16 protein-coding genes are annotated in these 17,320 nt (G+C 49.6%); 14 read left to right on the forward strand and 2 right to left on the reverse strand.

Translation table 11 applies throughout. The features are described from left to right. Window positions 1-5: 5 nt before the first annotated feature. From IMCC21906_RS08000 to IMCC21906_RS08030, 7 genes are all read left to right on the forward strand, one after another. On the forward strand, window positions 6-782 hold the full coding sequence (locus IMCC21906_RS08000) for an SDR family NAD(P)-dependent oxidoreductase (RefSeq protein ID WP_047011731.1): 777 nt from the start codon (window positions 6-8) through the stop codon (window positions 780-782). A 41-nt stretch (window positions 783-823) separates the two neighbouring features. Continuing rightward, window positions 824-1,222 carry a nuclear transport factor 2 family protein gene (locus IMCC21906_RS08005; RefSeq protein ID WP_047011732.1) on the forward strand — a complete coding sequence of 133 codons (399 nt, stop codon included), beginning with the start codon at window positions 824-826 and terminating at the stop codon, window positions 1,220-1,222. Between the two features lie 99 nt (window positions 1,223-1,321). Further along, window positions 1,322-2,419, forward strand: a complete 1,098-nt coding sequence (locus IMCC21906_RS08010; protein ID WP_047011733.1) for a Gfo/Idh/MocA family protein — start codon at window positions 1,322-1,324, stop codon at window positions 2,417-2,419. A gap of 518 nt (window positions 2,420-2,937) precedes the next feature. Further along, window positions 2,938-4,284, forward strand: coding sequence for a wax ester/triacylglycerol synthase family O-acyltransferase (locus IMCC21906_RS08015; protein ID WP_047011734.1), 1,347 nt, complete (start codon window positions 2,938-2,940; stop codon window positions 4,282-4,284). Between the two features lie 196 nt (window positions 4,285-4,480). Further along, window positions 4,481-6,052: an alpha/beta fold hydrolase gene (locus IMCC21906_RS08020; protein WP_047011735.1), complete on the forward strand. Its 1,572-nt coding sequence runs from the start codon at window positions 4,481-4,483 to the stop codon at window positions 6,050-6,052. Window positions 6,053-6,244: 192 nt separating this feature from the next. Next, a complete protein-coding gene (locus IMCC21906_RS08025; protein ID WP_047013254.1) occupies window positions 6,245-7,897 on the forward strand; it encodes a GMC family oxidoreductase in 1,653 nt (550 codons plus the stop codon). Between the two features lie 86 nt (window positions 7,898-7,983). Further along, the gene (locus IMCC21906_RS08030; RefSeq protein WP_052763441.1) at window positions 7,984-8,694 is read left to right on the forward strand and encodes a DUF4328 domain-containing protein; all 711 of its coding nucleotides are present in this window, start codon (window positions 7,984-7,986) and stop codon (window positions 8,692-8,694) included. A 5-nt stretch (window positions 8,695-8,699) separates the two neighbouring features. Here the strand turns inward: IMCC21906_RS08030 and IMCC21906_RS08035 are convergent, their stop codons facing one another. After that, complete coding sequence (locus IMCC21906_RS08035) at window positions 8,700-9,503, reverse strand: sterol desaturase family protein (protein ID WP_047011737.1); 804 nt, start codon at window positions 9,501-9,503, stop codon at window positions 8,700-8,702. Window positions 9,504-9,671: 168 nt separating this feature from the next. Here IMCC21906_RS08035 and arsS point away from each other — a divergent pair, with 168 nt between their 5' ends. The 5 genes from arsS to IMCC21906_RS08060 are packed head-to-tail and all read left to right on the forward strand — an operon-like array spanning window position 9,672 to window position 15,043. Then, window positions 9,672-10,655 (forward strand): arsenosugar biosynthesis radical SAM (seleno)protein ArsS, encoded by a 984-nt coding sequence (gene arsS, locus IMCC21906_RS08040; protein WP_047011738.1) that lies wholly within the window; start codon window positions 9,672-9,674, stop codon window positions 10,653-10,655. Window position 10,656: 1 nt separating this feature from the next. Continuing rightward, on the forward strand, window positions 10,657-12,813 hold the full coding sequence (locus IMCC21906_RS08045) for an FAD-dependent oxidoreductase (protein WP_197085877.1): 2,157 nt from the start codon (window positions 10,657-10,659) through the stop codon (window positions 12,811-12,813). Then, the gene (locus IMCC21906_RS08050; RefSeq protein ID WP_082117410.1) at window positions 12,797-13,672 is read left to right on the forward strand and encodes a DUF547 domain-containing protein; all 876 of its coding nucleotides are present in this window, start codon (window positions 12,797-12,799) and stop codon (window positions 13,670-13,672) included. Before IMCC21906_RS08045 ends, IMCC21906_RS08050 begins: the two co-directional genes overlap by 17 nt. Further along, on the forward strand, window positions 13,656-14,420 hold the full coding sequence (locus IMCC21906_RS08055; protein ID WP_082117411.1) for a TIGR04283 family arsenosugar biosynthesis glycosyltransferase: 765 nt from the start codon (window positions 13,656-13,658) through the stop codon (window positions 14,418-14,420). Before IMCC21906_RS08050 ends, IMCC21906_RS08055 begins: the two co-directional genes overlap by 17 nt. Beyond that, on the forward strand, window positions 14,417-15,043 hold the full coding sequence (locus IMCC21906_RS08060; RefSeq protein ID WP_047011739.1) for a TIGR04282 family arsenosugar biosynthesis glycosyltransferase: 627 nt from the start codon (window positions 14,417-14,419) through the stop codon (window positions 15,041-15,043). Before IMCC21906_RS08055 ends, IMCC21906_RS08060 begins: the two co-directional genes overlap by 4 nt. Before the next feature lie 247 nt (window positions 15,044-15,290). Here IMCC21906_RS08060 and hmpA read toward each other — a convergent pair whose 3' ends face one another. Continuing rightward, entirely contained in the window at window positions 15,291-16,478 is a 1,188-nt protein-coding gene (hmpA, locus tag IMCC21906_RS08065) for an NO-inducible flavohemoprotein (protein ID WP_047011740.1), read from the reverse strand. 312 nt (window positions 16,479-16,790) lie between these two features. On the opposite strand from hmpA, the gene IMCC21906_RS17235 reads away from it, so the two are divergent. Next, complete coding sequence (locus IMCC21906_RS17235; protein WP_047011741.1) at window positions 16,791-17,054, forward strand: BrnT family toxin; 264 nt, start codon at window positions 16,791-16,793, stop codon at window positions 17,052-17,054. Further along, window positions 17,044-17,310 carry a type II toxin-antitoxin system BrnA family antitoxin gene (gene brnA / locus IMCC21906_RS08075; RefSeq protein ID WP_047011742.1) on the forward strand — a complete coding sequence of 89 codons (267 nt, stop codon included), beginning with the start codon at window positions 17,044-17,046 and terminating at the stop codon, window positions 17,308-17,310. The genes IMCC21906_RS17235 and brnA overlap by 11 nt, the downstream gene beginning before the upstream one ends. Window positions 17,311-17,320 lie beyond the last annotated feature (10 nt).

The raw sequence follows: 17,320 nt of genomic DNA on the forward strand, positions 1-17,320 counted from the left end.
AGAATATGACTGATATTACAACAATGTTTTCCCTTGAAGGCCGTACAGCGTTGGTGACCGGCGCGGGTACCGGCATGGGACGTCAAATTGCTAAAACTTTATCTGCTGCGGGTGCCAGGGTGATTTGCGCTGCACGCCGCTTGGAAATGGTTGAGAGTGTGGCCGCCAGTATCCGTGAATCCGGTGGCGAGGCTATTGGTTTAAGTCTGGATATTGCCAGTACCGACAGTGTGACGACGGTGTTTGATGAAGCCCAAGAAAAATTTGGCAGCGTAGATGTGTTGGTTAACGCGGCGGCGCAATTGGATTTTGCACCCTTTCCGGGAATTGATGATGAGGCTTGGACCAATCTGATTAACGTTAACTTCACCGGCACGATGCGTATGTGTCGGGAGTTTTCCAAGCGCTTGTTGGATGCAGGCAAACCCGGTTCTATTATTAATATCACCTCAGTCACGGGGATGCAGGTCCTTAAAAACGTGCCTTGCTACGGCAGTATTAAAGCCGCTGTTAATCAGTTGACTAAACAGATTGCCGCCGATTTATTTAATACCGGCATCCGTTGCAATGCGATTGCACCAGGTTATTTTTTGACAGAAATGGTGGCGGAGTACTTTGAGACAGATCAGGGTAAAGAAGAAATTGCTCGTCTGCCATCCAAACGAGTAGGACAAGTTGAAGAGTTGTCCGGGGTTGTTTTGCTGTTGGCGAGTAATGCCTCCTCTTTTATTAATGGTGCGGTTATTCCCGTTGATGATGGACAGGTGTTGCAGCTCGCCTGATTTGACACTTAAGAAAAATAAATCTAATAGAGGACAAAGTAATGAGCGCAGAGCAAAACAAAGCCATTGTAGCGAGCTTTTGGCAGGCTTTTTCAACAGCTAAATATGACCAGGCGTTAGATCATTTGGATGATCAAGAATTTACCTGGTGGATTGCCGGTGACAAAGCAAACTTTCCATTGGCGGGTAACCGCAACAAGGCCGAGTTTGCTGAGCTGCTTTACGGTGTGGCTGACAGCTGTGAGGATGGTATCACCATGACGCCCTCTGCGTGGACGGTTGAGGGTGACCGAGTGGCGATGGAGGCAGAGTCGTATGCCGTGGTTAATGGTAAGGTCTACAATAACCTCTACCATTTTTTGATTGTGGTGAAGAACGGTAAAATTCGCCAAGTTAAAGAATATTTGGACACGACCCACGCCAGTGCAGTGCTGTGTTAGGACTAGGCTTGAAAGAGCGCGTCGCCCATAAAATGTGCTTGGCGATGCGCCTTCTGCTGCTCTGCGGTACATTCATTTAAAGCAAAACCGGATAACGTTATGACGAAAAAAATTGGGGTGGGGATCATTGGTGCCAGCCCGCAACGAGGCTGGGCAACAGATGCTCATATTCCCGCATTGTCGGCACTGGACCAGTTTGAGTTTGTGGCGCTTTCCACCAGTCGTAAGGAATCAGCCGACGCCGCCGCTAAAGCTTTTAAGGTGGATTTAGCTTTTGATAATCATATGGATTTGGTGAACCGTCCGGAGGTGGACGTAGTGGCGGTGACAGTCAAAGTCCCTTATCACTACGAGCTGGTTAGCGCAGCAATAGCAGCGGGTAAAGCGGTGTATTGTGAATGGCCGTTGGGTAATGGTCTTGAAGAGGCCGAAGCTATGGCCGAGATGGCCAAGAACAAAGGCGTGTACAACGCCGTGGGCTTGCAGGCCCGGTCTTCGCCTGTAATTAATTACGTCAAAGCATTGATCGCCGAAGGTTATGTCGGTGAGGTGTTGTCATCCAGCATTGTGGCCGATGCTATGAACTGGGGGGCAGAGGTTATGGATTGCTATCGCTATCTGCTGGATAAGAAAACCGGCGCGTCGATGATGACGATCCCTTTTGCCCACACCATGGATGCGTTCTGTTTTACCCTTGGCGAATTTACCCAGCTGTCGGCGACGACGGCTACCCGGCGCAAGCAGGTCAAATTGCTAGAAACCGGTGAGATGATTCCCAGCGATGTGGCAGATCAGCTGGCATTACAGGGCATTTTGCAAAATGGCGCGGTGGCGTCGGTGCATTTTCGGGGTGGCATGTCCCGATCTACCCATTTTTTATGGGAGATTAACGGTACCGAAGGTGACCTGGTGATTCGGGCAGATGGTGGCCATATCCAAATGTTGCCGCTACGTCTCTTTGGCAGCCAAGGCGATGCGCCCTTGGCCGAATTGCCGGTGCCAACATCTTACGATCCCGTGGCTGGCTTATTGCCAGATGGCCCCTCAGCCAGTGTGGGTCGAGCCTATTCCCGGCTATCCCTGGATCGGGAGGGATCGCAGCAGCTTCCTAGTTTTGACGATGCCGTGCTGCGGCACCGGATGATCGATGCGATTGAACGCGCTGCTGCAACGGGTAAGGCCCAAACTTATCTGTAATATTTCTACGTTTTCAGCCACGTTGTCTGCAATATGCGTGGCGGTTGCTTGTTTTTTTAAACGACTGCCGCTGCAAAGCAGGCGAGAAATTCTAAAGGGTATTACATACACTACCCATTAAGCTGCGCCCACTCAGCGATAAGCCAGTCATCAATAAACGGCTGCAAGCCGCGATGTTGCTACCTCCTCAAGCTCATCTTTACTGACAGCAGCCCTCGTTTTGCGTGACCCAAAGGCCGGTAATTACGGTAGCTGCGTTATTTTTGTCATTGATGGTAAAACTCCCGTTGTGTCCTCATTTTCGTCGAAATAACGCAGATCACTGCTCTATGTGTCGTCAAGGTTCTGATAAGGCCTTTAGCCGCGCTATTGATCTAAAACATTTTTTTTGCACTAATTACTTATTCTGTGCCATTAATATATAGCTTGCGAACTACTGTGCTCAGAAGTTCGCTATGATGTACTCGGGTTCCGAGATAAGGAATCGCTGATAACTATAAAGAAAGAGAGGGTGCCGTATGATGAAACTCGCCGATGCTGGCTTTTTACTTACCGATACAACGCGGAGTAATGCCCAAGTCAGTATGCTGACAACGTGGTATTTACCCAAAAATGCGAAAGAAGACTTTTTGTCCAGCTTGGTGGAGCAATGGCGCAAGAGCGTAAAATTTGCTGAGCCGTTTAATTTACGTCTTAAGCCGGGGATTTTGCCAGATTGGGAGGTTTTAACCGCCGATCAAATTGACTTGGACTATCACCTGCGTCATTCGGCATTGCCCAAGCCCGGCGGCGAAAAAGAGTTAGGTATTCTGGCATCGCGACTGCATTCCAATCCCCTCGATAAAAAGCGACCGCTCTGGGAAATGCATGTTATTGAAGGCCTGGAGCGCGGGCGCTTTGCGGTGTTTTTGAAATTGCACCATTCTCAAATTGACGGCATGGGCGCCATCCGTATGTTAGAGCGGTTTTTGTCGCCGTCACCAACGGCGAATGACCTGCCCGCTTGGTGGGAGGTGGCACCGCGCAAGAGTGCTCCCGCGCCAGAAGAGCCCGCTAAAAAGAAAATCAGTTTTAAGAAAATCCCCCGTGTCGATAAATTGATGGGGGCGTTGGGCGACGCCTATTTAAACTCAAACCCTTATAATGCAGCGCCATTCTCAGCGCCGATGACACCGTTAAATGTGCGTCTGGGGCCCGCTCGTCGGGTGGCAACTCAGCTCTATGCGGTAGAACGATTAAAGAAAATAGCCAAAGCGGCCAGCGTGTCGATGAACGATGTGGTGTTGTGTATTTGCGCGGGAGGTCTGCGTCGCTATCTAATCGAAAACGATCAGCTTCCCACAAAAACCATGACCACGGGGGTGCCGGTTTCGGTTCGCGACAATGAACAAGTCGGTAACGCCATCACCTTTATGTTGGCTAAACTTTATACCGATATTGAAGACCATGAGGAGCGGTTGCAGGAAATTCACCACTCCACGTTGCTGGCCAAAGATCGCCTGCACGGCTTGCCGGATAAAGGCAGCCGGGAGATGTTTGGTGCTGCCATTATGGGACCGTATATGGCGCAGCTGGGCCTGCAAATGGCGGGACGGTTCAGACCGGTGCATAACATTGTTATTTCAAATGTTCCCGGTCCGGATAAGCCCTATTATATGTATGGAGCCAAGCTGGAGGCCTTCTTTCCTATCTCGGCAATTATGGATGGCCAAGCTCTTAATATTACCTTTTTGAGCTATGCCGGTTACTACGGTGTGGGTTTTACCGCTTGTCGGGAGGCCTTACCGAGCATGCAGCGAATTGCGGTATACACCGGGGAGTGTCTTGAAGAGTTGGAAGCGTCGCTGGGTTTAACCGAGAAGTAATTAGCCCTAGCGCTTAGTTTGCTACAGCCCCGTAATATCTCCGATGTTGCGGGGCTGTTTTTATTTGAGAACTAACGCAATCTTCTAGCTACAGTTTATTGCTACTTTACTAACAATAATGCCGAGAGGGTTTTACTCTTTTTACGACAAAGGGTTTAGCGCTGCTTAAGATAATAAAAACGGAAGAGGTCGATTTGTGAGAGCACTCCCAAAACGTATTTTTGCCAGTGTGTTGGCCAGTACTATGATTGGCTGTGGTGGTGGCAGTAGTGGTGGGTCGGGAGGCGGTGTTGATAACGCCGTGAGCGTGACGCCAACAACGCCAGAAAATCTCGACACAAGCTGCGATGAAGCGACATTCCCGTCGTTGGCCTTAACAAACTGCGAAGTGGGTAACTATGCCCGTACTCTGGAGGCGACCACCGAGCAGCTGGATGTGGCTTTTGGCGTTCGCGTTGCCGAACAGATGGTGACCAACCTCGCTAATTTTACCCAGCGAGCACTTGATGATCCAAGTTGGTTGTCGCCATTGTCGGGGAATACTCCAGTGACGCCGGTGTGTGCCAGCTGGGATCTGCATTGTGTTGGCGATCCCTTTCGCTATCCCGAGGCAGATGGGCCGGATGGCGCCGGGTTTTATGAAAATGAAGCCCATGTTCAGCCCGTTGTGTTTTATGACCGTGATTGCGCTCGGCTGTCGGGACGGGTATGGATGCCCAGAAATGCTGATGAAGGTCGCTTGCCAGCGGTGGTGATTACACCGGGCTCGTTCCAAGCGACGGAAACGGCTTATTGGTGGCTTGCTCAGCGTTTGGTGCGGGGAGGTTACATGGTGATGACCTTCGATGCTCGGGGGCAGGGCATGTCTGATTTTCAAACACCCAGCTTTCAGCAGGGCAGCAATTTAAACGGCAAAGTGTTTTGGGAGGGACAGGTCGATGCCATAGATTTTATATTATCCTCACCTGAGCAGCCGTATATTCACGACCAAAACTGCGCGGATAGCTACCCAACGATAAGCAATAACCACAACCCTTTTTATGAAAACCTGGATCCGAACCGCTTGGGTATTGCCGGTCACTCCTTGGGCGCCATCGGCGTGTCTGTGGTACAAGGTTATGGTGGCGAGGGGGCTGCGCCTTGGCCGGGCACGCAAACCACAGAAAACCCCGTTAAGGTCGCTGTGGCCCTCGACAGTCTGGTCACCCCCGATGTTGAAGGCTTTGCCCCGGCGAGCAATCTAGGGCTGAGCAATGAGCTGACTCAGATTGTGATTGATGCTGGTATTCAAGCGGAGGCACCGGCATTTAATGCCAATGTGCCAGCACTCAGTTTTGCGGCAGATTACGCCGTTGCTCCTATTACCTATTTAACGCCGCCAGACCCTCAGGGCCACAAACAGGTGTTTGATGTGTGGACGGCGGCGGATCAAGCAATTTATGTGATTAGCTTTCAAGGCACCACGCATTTTGACTTCAGCTTATTTTTGGCAGCACCGGCAACATCCTGGTGTGCAGACACCAGTACAGGTGCCTGTCGGGGCAGCTGGGGGCGTGAGGCCATTGAATATTACTCGCTTGCTTGGTTCGACCGCTGGTTAAAACAGGCCGGTGAGGCAGGTTATGACGATGCCGATGCACGCTTGGTCGACGATGCGGGTGAGCATGGCGCGACCAAAATGAGTTTCTATTTTGAGTCTGCCCGCAATTTTGTGGATCGTGGCGGCAAGCGGCAACGCTGTGACAATATTCGCGCAGGCTGTTTGTAAGACGGTTTTGTAAAATGGCATCACTGCGGTCAGTGGGTATTCGTCCCTCCTTGACCGCTTCTTGTTTGGCTTCTTGCTCCCAGCTTTTTTGTGGCCACGACACCCATGTTGTCGGCATTGGTGCCCTAGGCCTCTTTTCTTTGTGCGCTGTTAATGCTAAAAAGTGCAGCAAATAATGTTTACAGTGTAAATATGCCTAACAAACAAAACAGCGCTTCTAAAATTCAATACGACTATGACGTGATCGTGATTGGCTCGGGCTTTGGCGGTAGTGTGTCTGCGCTGCGGCTGGCAGAGAAAGGCTACTCCGTTGCGGTAATGGAAATGGGCAGACGTTGGACTCCCGAGCGTTTACCCAGCAGTAATTGGCGGTTCTGGAAGTATCTCTGGCGTCCCGGTTTGGCACTGCGGGGCTTTTTTAGCTTGCGGGTGTTTCGTCACGTTATGGTTCTGCACGGCAATGCGGTTGGCGGCGGCTCGGTTACGTATGCCAATACCTTGTTGGTGCCGCCCAAGTCGGTTTGGGACGACGGCAGTTGGCGAGAGCTGGACGACTGGAATGCGGTGATGCCAGCCCACTATGCCACCGCAAAGAAAATGTTAGGCGTTACCGAAAATCGCCGGCTGGGCGCCGCTGATAATGCCTTGCAAAAGATGGCAGCAGCGCAAGGGGTTGGAGAGAGTTTTTATCGCACCTCGGTGGGCGTTTTTTTTGGGGATGAGAGCGACGAAGGCGGTGGGCGACCCTACAAAGACCCTTATTTTGGTGGCGCTGGCCCAGAGCGTCATAGTTGCATTGCCTGCGGCGGCTGTATGACCGGCTGTAAATACAATGCTAAAAACTCGCTGGATAAAAACTATTTGTATCTGGCGGAGCAACTGGGCACCAAGGTTTATGAAGAAACCCGGGTCAATCGCGTCGAGCCCCTCAACGGCAGCGATGGCAGCGACGGTTATCATATTAGCACCGAAGATACCTTTGCGATGTTTAACAAAAAACGTCGCCGCTTTACCGCAAAAAAAGTGGTGTTTGCCGGTAGCTCCCTGGGGACCCAGGCGCTGTTATTTCAGCTAAAACAATCTGGCGCGATGCCCCATATTTCCGACCAGCTGGGCAACCGGGTTCGCACTAATGCAGAATCTTTGCTGGCAGTGAGGATGCCGGGTGGCGAGGATATGTCCAAAGGCATTGCGATTGGTTCGGGCATTTATCTTAAAGATAATACTCATATCGAAGCAGTTCGATACGGTGCGGGTCACGATTTAATGGGGCTGTTGTTTACGCCGTTAACTCACGGTAAACCGGGGCCGGGGCGAATCCTGTTATGGCTGGCGACCTGTTTTAAGCTGTTATTTACCCGGCCGAGCTTGTTTATCAAAAGCCTGAATCCAAAAGGCTTTGCCCAGCAATCCATTATTTTTCTGTGTATGCAGACTATTGATGGTTATTTGAATATGCGCTGGCGGCGACCCTGGTATTTCCCCTTTAAAAAAATGCTTTGTTCTGAGGGCGATAGAATTCCCACCTATATTCCCACGGCCAATGAATTTGTCGATCGTAGCGCCGATATCATGGGGGGAGTAGGGGCCAGTACCATTACCGAAATTCTGTTTAATGTGCCGGCCACAGCCCACTGCATGGGTGGCTGCGCCATGGGCGAGAATGCAAACAATGGCGTCATAGACAGAGAAAACCGTTTGTTTGGCTATCGTAACGCCTATGTGTGTGATGGCTCGATGCTGGGGGCTAATTTGGGCGTCAATCCCAGTTTGACCATTACCGCCTTAACTGAGCGGGCTATGAGTTTTATTCCTGCTAAGGACTCAGCCAGCAACGGCGGATAGCCTGCTTACAGCCCTTAAACAGCCTGTCGTGGTTCTCTATCCCAGTTGAGAAGGCTACACTAACTTCAAATGGAATGAGGTTAGTGATGAATTCAGATTACAAAGATACCCACCGGCTCAGCCAATTTTTAGCCTATTCACTGTATGCGCAACTGGCTGTATTGGCGTTGATGTTGTTTTCACACTATCTGCAGCTGCAATTATTTTACGATTTTAAAAGCGGCATATATGTCACCGACTATCAAGCAACAATCGATGCCGAGGCCAGTGACCGTCGGCAGATGATTATCGGTGGCGTTTACATGCTGTCCTTTCTTGTGTCTGGCATCCTGATTTTGCGCTGGATATACAGTGCCAATCACAACAGCCGTCAACTGGGCGCCGAAAAAATGGACTTTAGCCCCGGCTGGGCCGTGGGCTGGTATTTTGTGCCCATTGCCAACCTGTGGAAGCCCTATCAGGCTATGAAGGAAATTTGGCAAACCAGCCATCATTTGCAGAACTGGTCTACCAGTAAAGTCCCTCCGTTATTGTTTGTCTGGTGGCTGCTGTGGTTGTTTTCAGGCTTGTTTAGCAATATTGCTCTTCGTAAGTTAAATGAGAGCAGTGCCATCGACGAGTTCATTACCATGAGCTATTTTCAAATGGCTGATGCGGTGGTGAATGGCATATTGATTCTGGTGTTTTTGAAAGTCGTCAGTGCGATACAGACTGCTCAGGAAACGCGTTATGCTGAACAAAAGGGGCTTGAGCAAGAACAGCTTGCTGTTGAGCACCGCAGCAGCGAGACCGAATAAATCTGTTAATTAGCCGTTTTGTTAGGGTTGCGTAGGGGTTGATAAAGAAGTTGATCTATCCGCTGCTCGGTATTCAGGCGAAATTCTTTTAAGCCTATTTCCATCTCCTGATGCCCCAGGCTTGGCTGGGCACAATAACTGCTGAAAATCCGGTCCCAGCAACTGAGATTAAAACCGAAATTAGAGTCAGTCTCTTTTTGAATACTGGAGTGGTGTACCCGGTGCATATCGGGGGTCACAATAAACCAGCGCAGCCATTGGTCGACTTTTTTGGGAATATAAATATTGCCGTGATTGAATATCGAGCTGACATTCAACAGCACCTCAAAGATCAATACCCCGATAATGGGCGCACCAAGGATAAAAATAATCACGGCTTTGAATAACAATGACAACATGATTTCCAGCGGGTGAAAGCGAATACCGGTGCTAAAGTCGAAGCCAGTATCGGAGTGGTGTACCCGGTGCAGCCGCCACAACCACGGCACAAGATGAAACAAGCGGTGCTGAAACCAGATAGCCAGATCCAATGCGATAATGCTGAGAAAAATGGCGATTAAAGGGCCGGGATGTATGTGGTTAAGCAAGCCCCAGCCCCGTTCTTGCGCCAGCGCCGCAAAACCCAAGGCGGAACTCGGGAAGATGATTCTGGCCAAAACACTGTTGAATATCAGTAAACCGGCATTGCTAAACCAGCGCTTTCGGCCCACAGGCGGGAGGCTGCGCCGGGGTTTAAGCCCTTCCCACAGTGCGATAAGCAAGATGATGCCGATGGCTGCGGTCAGTCTGATGTAGGCATCATTTTCCACCGTGTTATTACCGCCTCCGGGAGCTAAGAGTTTGTGCTTGATATGCTCGGCTTAGGCACTTTATGCGTAGCAAGTAGGCTGCGAGCAAAAAACCTACTGGTATTGTAATAATTCGACTTTTAGCAACGTCTTATTGCACAGGCGAATTAAAATTAACAGGAGAGACTCATGCATGCCACCCTGCCGCTTCTTGAAGTCAGCGATTTTCCGGCGATAAACCGCGGCCAGCTCGATACCCTCCAAGTGAATTTGGGTTACAAGTGCAATCAGAGTTGCATTCACTGCCATGTTAACGCTGGGCCCCAGCGAACCGAGATGATGACGCCTGAGAATCTGGCGCTGATTTTACCGGTAATAAAGGCTCAAGGTATTTCTACCTTAGATTTGACTGGCGGCGCACCAGAACTCCATGAGCATTTTCGGCGTTTGGTGGCTGAAGCCAGTCAGGCGGGAGTGAACGTCATTGATCGCTGTAATTTAACCATTTTGTTTGAGCCGGGGCAGGAAGATTTAGCGCCGTTTTTGGCTGAGCACAAAGTAGAGATTGTTGCATCACTGCCTTGCTACTCGCTGGAAAATGTCGATCAGCAACGGGGCAATGGTGTTTTTGATAAAAGCATTAAAGGGCTGCAGTGGCTCAATCGCTTGGGTTATGGCGTTGAGGGGTCGGGCTTGGTACTCAACCTGGTTTATAACCCGCAAGGTCCTTCATTACCGCCGAATCAGCAGGCATTAGAAGCGGATTACAAGCGCGAGTTACAGGCTCACTTTGGCATTCAGTTCAATCAGCTGTTTGCCTTGGCCAATATGCCGATCAAACGCTTTGGCTCTACTTTAATCTCCAAAGGGCAGTTTGGTGATTATATGGATTTATTAAAAAACAATTTTTACGCCAGTAATCTCGACCAGCTGATGTGTAAAACCATGGTTAGTGTTGATTGGCAGGGCAATCTGTATGACTGCGATTTTAATCAACAACTCGAACTGGGCTTGGGCTCAACACTGGGGGTTGATACAACGCAGTTGGGCAATCCGCAACGGCATTTGCGCGACCTGCTTAATGGCAGTGTAAACGGTGACGGCATTCGGGTTGCCGATCATTGCTTTGCTTGTACCGCGGGGCAGGGTAGTAGCTGTGGTGGTGCGCTCTAGCATGAGTATTAAAAAACGAGTGTTGCTGGCCGCAATTGTACTTTTGATTGCCGCATTTTTTTATTTTGACCTACAGCAACAGCTGAGTTTTAACGGTGTGAAACAAGGGCTGGGGCAGTTTACCGCCTGGAAAGACGCCTCTCCTGTGCTGGTGTCGGTACTGTTCTTTTGTCTGTATGTATTGGTCACTGGCTTGTCGCTACCCGGCGCGGTGGTCATGACGCTAGCCGCGGGGTCCTTGTTTGGTTTTTTGTGGGCGGCGGTGTTGGTGTCTTTTGCCAGTGCAGTTGGCGCCACGCTGGCATTTTTGGTGTCGCGTTATTTACTGCGAGATTGGGTGCAGAACAAATTTGGTCGTCGCTTAAAATCGATCAATGAAGGTGTTGAGCGCGATGGCAGTTTTTATCTGTTCAGTTTGCGTTTGGTGCCCGTGTTCCCGTTTTTTCTGATTAATCTGTTAATGGGGCTGACCCCCATTCCGGTGCGAACATTCTATTGGGTCAGCCAGGTTGGCATGCTGGCGGGCACGCTGGTGTACATCAATGCGGGCACCCAGTTGGCACAGCTCGACAGCTTGGGGGGGATTGTTTCGCCCAGTTTATTGCTGTCGTTCTGCTTATTGGGGGTGTTTCCCCTTGTTGCCAAATCGATACTCGCCCGCATTAAAGCGCGTCGGGTGTATCGCGGCTTTAGCAGGCCCCGTCACTTTGACCGCAATATTATTGTGATTGGTGCCGGTGCGGGCGGCTTGGTCAGTGCTTATATCGCCGCTGCGGTAAAGTCGACGGTGAGCTTGATAGAAGCGCATAAAATGGGAGGCGACTGCCTTAACTATGGCTGTGTGCCCAGCAAAAGTCTTATCCAATCGGCAAAGCTGGCCGCCCAAGTCCGTGATGCAGAACGTTATGGGGTCGGCAAACTGAAGCCTGAAATTGATTTTGCCGCAGTGATGCGTCGGGTTGCCGATAATATTAAAGCGATAGCCCCCCACGATAGCCCGGAGCGTTATCGGCAATTGGGAGTCGATGTTGTTCAGGGTTACGCCAAACTCCTGGACCCTTGGCGAGTTGAGATAAGCACTGGCGGTGACGAAGCCGTTCGTCAGCTCAGCGCACGCAGCATTGTGCTGGCAACCGGCGCAAGGCCGGTGATTCCTGATATACCGGGTATAGCAGCCGTTAAGCCCTTAAGCAGTGATTCGCTGTGGGCGCATTTAGCTGAGCTGTCGTCGCCGCCAGAGCGGGTCGCCATTATCGGCGGTGGGGCAATTGCCTGTGAACTGGGTCAAAGCTTGGCTCGGCTTGGTTCAAAGGTGAGTCTTATTGTTCGATCAGAGCGATTGTTAAAACGAGAAGATCAAGACGCCGTCGACTATGTTTTGACCGCATTGGCAGCGGATGGTGTTGAGGTATTGCGCGAGCATACACCGCTGCGTTTTGACGTCGATGCCGGCGTAAAACGCTGCTGGCTGGATCATCGTGGGCAAGAGCGGAGTATTGATTTTGATATGCTGCTTTGTGCGGTGGGGCGTCAAGCCAGATTGAGCGGTTATGGCCTGAATGAATTGGGCTTTGATGAAAATGCTGATATTGAGGTTAACGATTATTTGCAAACCCGTTTTCCTAATATCTTTGCCGTGGGGGACTTGGTTGGTCCTTATCAACTGACCCACGCCGCGGCGCATCAAGCGTGGTATGCCGCGGTAAATGGTCTGTTTGGCCAGTTTAAAAAATTCCGCGTTGATTATCGGTTTATCCCTTGGGTGACCTTTACCGATCCCGAAATTGCCAGAGTGGGTCTGACAGAACAGGAGGCTCAGCAACAAGAAATACCGTATGAAGTGAGTCGCTATGATCTTGCGGATTTGGATCGAGCCATTGTAGACGGCGAAGCTAAAGGTTTTGTGAAGGTGTTGACCGAGCCTGGCAAAGATCGAATTTTAGGGGTGACGATAGTGGGCAAAAATAGCGGTGAGTTGATTGCAGAATTTGTGCTGGCAATGAAACATAATTTGGGATTGAACAAAGTGCTGGGGACGATTCACGCGTATCCCACCTGGGTTGAAGCAAATAAATTTGCCGCTGGTGAGTGGAAAAAAGCCCACGCTCCCGCCCGAGTTCTGGCGTGGTTGGAGAAGTATCATGCTTGGCGTCGCTAAGTACTTGTCTCGTGCTTGGGCATTCGCTTTCGTGTGCTGTTGCTTGATTGCTGTGGCACTTATTTTTGCTAGCGCCGGGCTGGCCCAGCCGCAACAGGAGCATAAGCAGGATCAACAACAGCACGTCGATCATTCGCCGTGGTCGTCGTTGTTAAGCCAACATGTTTATCCCCTGGCGGGGGGCCGGGCCACCGAAGTGGATTACCAGGGCTTTAAGGGCGATACCCAAAAGCTGAAAAGCTATCTTAACAATTTGTCGGCGGTTGATCAGAATCGCTTTGATGAGTGGGCCAAGCAAGAACAGCTCGCTTTTTTGATCAACGCCTACAACGCCTGGACGGTGGCCTTTGTACTGCAAAAATGGCCGGACCTGAATTCCATAAAAGACTTGGGTAGTTGGTTTCAATCGCCTTGGCGCAAAAAGTTTATTCCCTTGTTGGGTGAAACACGCTCGCTGGACAATATTGAACATGAGTTGATACGCGGTTCGGGGCGCTATCAAGAACCGCGCATTCACTTTGCGGTGAACTGTGCCAGCGTTGGTTGCCCCGCACTTAGGGATGAAGCCTACACGGCAGATAAACTAACAACGCAGCTGGAGGAACAAACCCAGTTATTTTTAGCGGACCAGTCCCGCAACCGTTTAGCGGATGGCGAGTTGTTACTGTCGCCAATCTTTAAATGGTATCGGCAAGATTTTGAACAGGACTGGCAGGGTTACACGCGGCTACAAGACTTTTTGTTAGATTATGCTGCAGCATTGGCTTTAGATAATACCGCGAAGGCGTCGCTAAAAACGGGAAGTATGCCTATTGGGTTTTTGGACTACGACTGGAGCCTGAATGCCAAGTCCAAATGAGCAAGCTAACCCCGGTGATCAAACACGCTCTAGTAAGCCGCCAAGCCCTGTGCAAATCAGCATTATTGTGCCGATGCTAAACGAAGCTGATCAGCTTTCTGGCCTGTGTTCCCACCTCAATGCTTTGAAAGACAGTGCTTGTGGTATTCATCAACAAAGCCATTGTGACATTATTATTGTTGATGGCGGTAGCCATGACGGCAGTGAAACGCAAATGCGTGAGGCTGGCTTTACGGTGATTTGCTCAGAGCGGGGGCGGGCGAAACAGATGAATGCTGGCGCGGCGATGGCAAGCGGCGAGCTTCTGGTTTTTTTACATGCCGATAGCCAGTTGCCAGAGCAAGGCCTGATGGCGCTTCAAAACATAGTATCTACGGCCGATGATGTTTGGGGGCGATTTGATATCAGCCTGCAAGGGCAGTCCTGCATGTTGCCCATTATCTCCTGGTTTATGAATAGGCGTTCACGGCTCAGCGGCATTGCGACTGGAGACCAGGCTATGTTTATCAGCCGTAGCCTGTTTGAGAAGGTTGGTGGCTTTGCAAGCCAGCCCTTGATGGAAGATATCGAATTATCCTCGCGGCTGCGCAAGCTTATGCCACCGCGGTGTGTTGCTGATAAAGTGCTTAGCGCTGGTCGTCGTTGGGATGAGCGAGGCCCGTGGTCAACCATCGTTTTAATGTGGCGGCTGCGTTGGCAGTATTGGCGAGGGGTGAGCCCTGAGCAGTTGGCGGAACGTTATCGTTGAATACTCAAGCCCAGTTCAAATATCACGTTATTGTTTTTGCCAAAGCGCCACTGCCGGGCTATGCAAAAACCCGGCTTATTCCCGCATTGGGTGACGTGGCCGCTGCCGAGCTGGCAGCCAAAATGCTGCGCCGAACAGTCTGTGCCGCTTTGGATGCGGGGGTGGGGAGTGTCGAGCTTTGCGTTGCCCCCAGCGCCGATTTAGAGATTTGGCAGCAGCTGGATTTGCCAAACGTTAGCATCAGCGAACAAGGTAATGGTGATCTGGGGCGGCGAATGGCTCGGGCGATGGCACGAGGACTCAGTAATCACAGCGGCGTCTTGTTGATGGGAACGGACTGCCCCGACCTGACTGCAGCAATAATCACCGAGGCAGCAGCGATGCTGCAAAACCACGACTGCTGCATGGTACCGGTGGAAGATGGTGGTTACAGCCTGATTGGACTCACACACTTTGATCCCCACATTTTTAATGGTGTGACATGGAGTAGTGAATTCGTTGCTGAACAAACCCGACAACGCTTGGCCGATTTAACATTGTCATTGGCAGAACTGGCATGCCTGCGGGATATCGACAACCCCGACGATTTGGCAAACCTGCCTTCCGAATTGCTGAACGGATAACAGCAATAACAACATTGGTTTAAGCGGATCAGCGGACTGTTTTCGTCTGTGTAGCAGATAATTCCGTGTTCTGCGTGAAAATAAATCTGTCCCCTTTTTATTCCACTGTCGTCATGTCGGTTTGCTTCAATTAATCAGACCCTTCTTAAGTTGAGCGCAGTGCTGACTACCAGTGATACCTATAACCATCACCATGTAATAAAGTGATCTGCAAGTAGCAGCAACTGAGCTTTGCTTCTTTCAATTTTTAGTCAAGAGGTGTCGCTGGGCCAAATATCTCACAATGGCGCTGTTTTTTAGGATATCCCAATGTTTCTAAAAGGTTATCTAATGCACCCATAAACGGTTTTGGGCCACAAAAATAAACGTTAGCATCACGATTTTTTAACCAACTATTTAGTATGGCGCTATCTAAGTATCCTTGATGGTCTGCCCCTTCCTCTTTTTCGTATGCGACTTTATATATGAATCCGTACTCTTTGCTCAGGGCTTTTAATTTATCTTTCATAATGTGGTGAGCAGCATTACGACAACACAAGATAAATGTAATGCCATCACCATTCCCGCGCTCATCTAGGCGATTGAGTAACATACTCAGTAATGGAGTGATACCCACGCCACCAGAAATCAGTACTAAGTCCTCGCTGTTGTTCTCAATAGTGAAGTCTCCTGTAGGGGGTTGGAGATGCAGCCTATCCCCAATGCGCGCTTTATGGATATAGTGAGAAACGCGCCCGGGGTAATCTACATTGCTTGCCTCAGACTTAACCGTAATACGATAAAACGGCTCACTAGGTGCCGCAGACATTGAGTATTGACGAATCTCATCATACTCACCACCGAGCTTCTTAATTTTAACGCCAACATATTGTCCAGGCTCGAAATTTACTATATCGCCACCGTCCTCTGGCTCTAAGTAGAACGAGGTCACATCTTCAGCTTCTGGAACAATTTTGCTGATAACGAATGGTCTAAAACCACGCCATCCTCCAGGCTTATTTGCATTATCGCTGTAAATTTTTTCTTCTGTGTTCACGAAAATTGCCGCCAGTTGTTGATAAGCATCTGACCACGCACTAAGAATTGGATCATCTGAAGGTAAGTTAAGATGTTCCCCAATCGCTTCGAGGAGGTACTTACCAACTACTGGATATTGTTCCGGGGCGACGGACAAGCTGGCATGCTTATGCGCTATTCGTTTTACTAGCGGGCCAAGTTCCTCAAGCTTATCAATATGACTTGCGTATTTGAATACTGAGTCTGCCAACGCACGAGGTTGATCTCCCTGTATTTGGTGAGTCATATTAAACACATTCTGTAATTCAGGATGGTTAACGAACAGCTTCTGATAAAACAACTGAGTAATCTTTTCGCCTTCCTTAGCCAGTATGGGAGCGGTACTCTTAACTATGTTAATTACTTCGCTTTGCAGCATAAAGAAGATTCCTATAATTGACGGATTGGACCCGCGATAAACTATGAATGTTGTGTGATATCTTGCCAATCTATAAACATGCATATTATATGCATGTTTATAGATTGGCAAGATACCCCTTTTATTATTTCATTCTATTTCTATTAAAAATGATTAAGGAATAGGAATAGGAATAGGGGACAGATTTATTTTTGCAAATACGTTCCAATAGAGTTTAGATGCCGTACTGCGCACAGCAGATAAACGCTAAGGAGTTAAAAGTCTAGGCGACGATCTTGCCAACCTCTCAAAAAAGGTATAATTTTTATACCTATGTATTCATTCGAATTTGACCCGAAGAAGAGCGAATCTAACCTAGAAAAGCATGGTATTGACTTCGTTGATGCTCAGGCTATCTGGCAAGATTCTGATTTTGTTGAAGTTATGGCTAGATCGGATGATGAACCAAGGACTTTGGTGATTGGCATGATCGGCGGGAAGCATTGGTCAGCAATTATTACTTACCGTTCGGACACGATTAGGATTATCTCCGTCAGGCGGTCCCGAGATTCTGAGGTGGCACTGTATGAAAGCTAAATCACTGGATAAGAAATTCGACGATAACCAATCGGATATCGTCGATGAACTCGATCTATCAACCATTAAGCGTCCTAATCAAGCGCAGAAGCGGGTCAACGTAGATTTTCCCACCTGGATGGTTGAGTCACTCGACAAAGAGGCTTCACGGCTGGGGGTTACACGTCAGTCTATTATCAAGGTGTGGCTTGCCGAACGTTTGGAGCAGTCAACTTTTAACAAGCAAATGCGGTCGACGCAGAAAACGCGCGGCTGATTTGGCGTTA

It is taken from the genome of Spongiibacter sp. IMCC21906, assembly GCF_001010805.1.
GTDB lineage: Bacteria > Pseudomonadota > Gammaproteobacteria > Pseudomonadales > Spongiibacteraceae > Spongiibacter.

Bases quoted from the DNA above. Each gene is read 5' to 3' on its own strand.
- arsS (WP_047011738.1), top strand. From the start codon at position 9,672: ATGCATGCCACCCTGCCGCTTCTTGAAGTCAGCGATTTTCCGGCGATA.
- IMCC21906_RS08010 (WP_047011733.1), top strand. From the start codon at position 1,322: ATGACGAAAAAAATTGGGGTGGGGATCATTGGTGCCAGCCCGCAACGA.
- brnA (WP_047011742.1), top strand. From the start codon at position 17,044: ATGAAAGCTAAATCACTGGATAAGAAATTCGACGATAACCAATCGGAT.
- IMCC21906_RS08030 (WP_052763441.1), top strand. From the start codon at position 7,984: ATGAATTCAGATTACAAAGATACCCACCGGCTCAGCCAATTTTTAGCC.
- IMCC21906_RS08005 (WP_047011732.1), top strand. From the start codon at position 824: ATGAGCGCAGAGCAAAACAAAGCCATTGTAGCGAGCTTTTGGCAGGCT.
- IMCC21906_RS17235 (WP_047011741.1), top strand. From the start codon at position 16,791: ATGTATTCATTCGAATTTGACCCGAAGAAGAGCGAATCTAACCTAGAA.
- IMCC21906_RS08055 (WP_082117411.1), top strand. From the start codon at position 13,656: ATGCCAAGTCCAAATGAGCAAGCTAACCCCGGTGATCAAACACGCTCT.
- IMCC21906_RS08050 (WP_082117410.1), top strand. From the start codon at position 12,797: ATGCTTGGCGTCGCTAAGTACTTGTCTCGTGCTTGGGCATTCGCTTTC.
- IMCC21906_RS08045 (WP_197085877.1), top strand. From the start codon at position 10,657: ATGAGTATTAAAAAACGAGTGTTGCTGGCCGCAATTGTACTTTTGATT.
- hmpA (WP_047011740.1), bottom strand. From the start codon at position 16,478: ATGCTGCAAAGCGAAGTAATTAACATAGTTAAGAGTACCGCTCCCATA.
- IMCC21906_RS08025 (WP_047013254.1), top strand. From the start codon at position 6,245: ATGCCTAACAAACAAAACAGCGCTTCTAAAATTCAATACGACTATGAC.
- IMCC21906_RS08000 (WP_047011731.1), top strand. From the start codon at position 6: ATGACTGATATTACAACAATGTTTTCCCTTGAAGGCCGTACAGCGTTG.
- IMCC21906_RS08015 (WP_047011734.1), top strand. From the start codon at position 2,938: ATGATGAAACTCGCCGATGCTGGCTTTTTACTTACCGATACAACGCGG.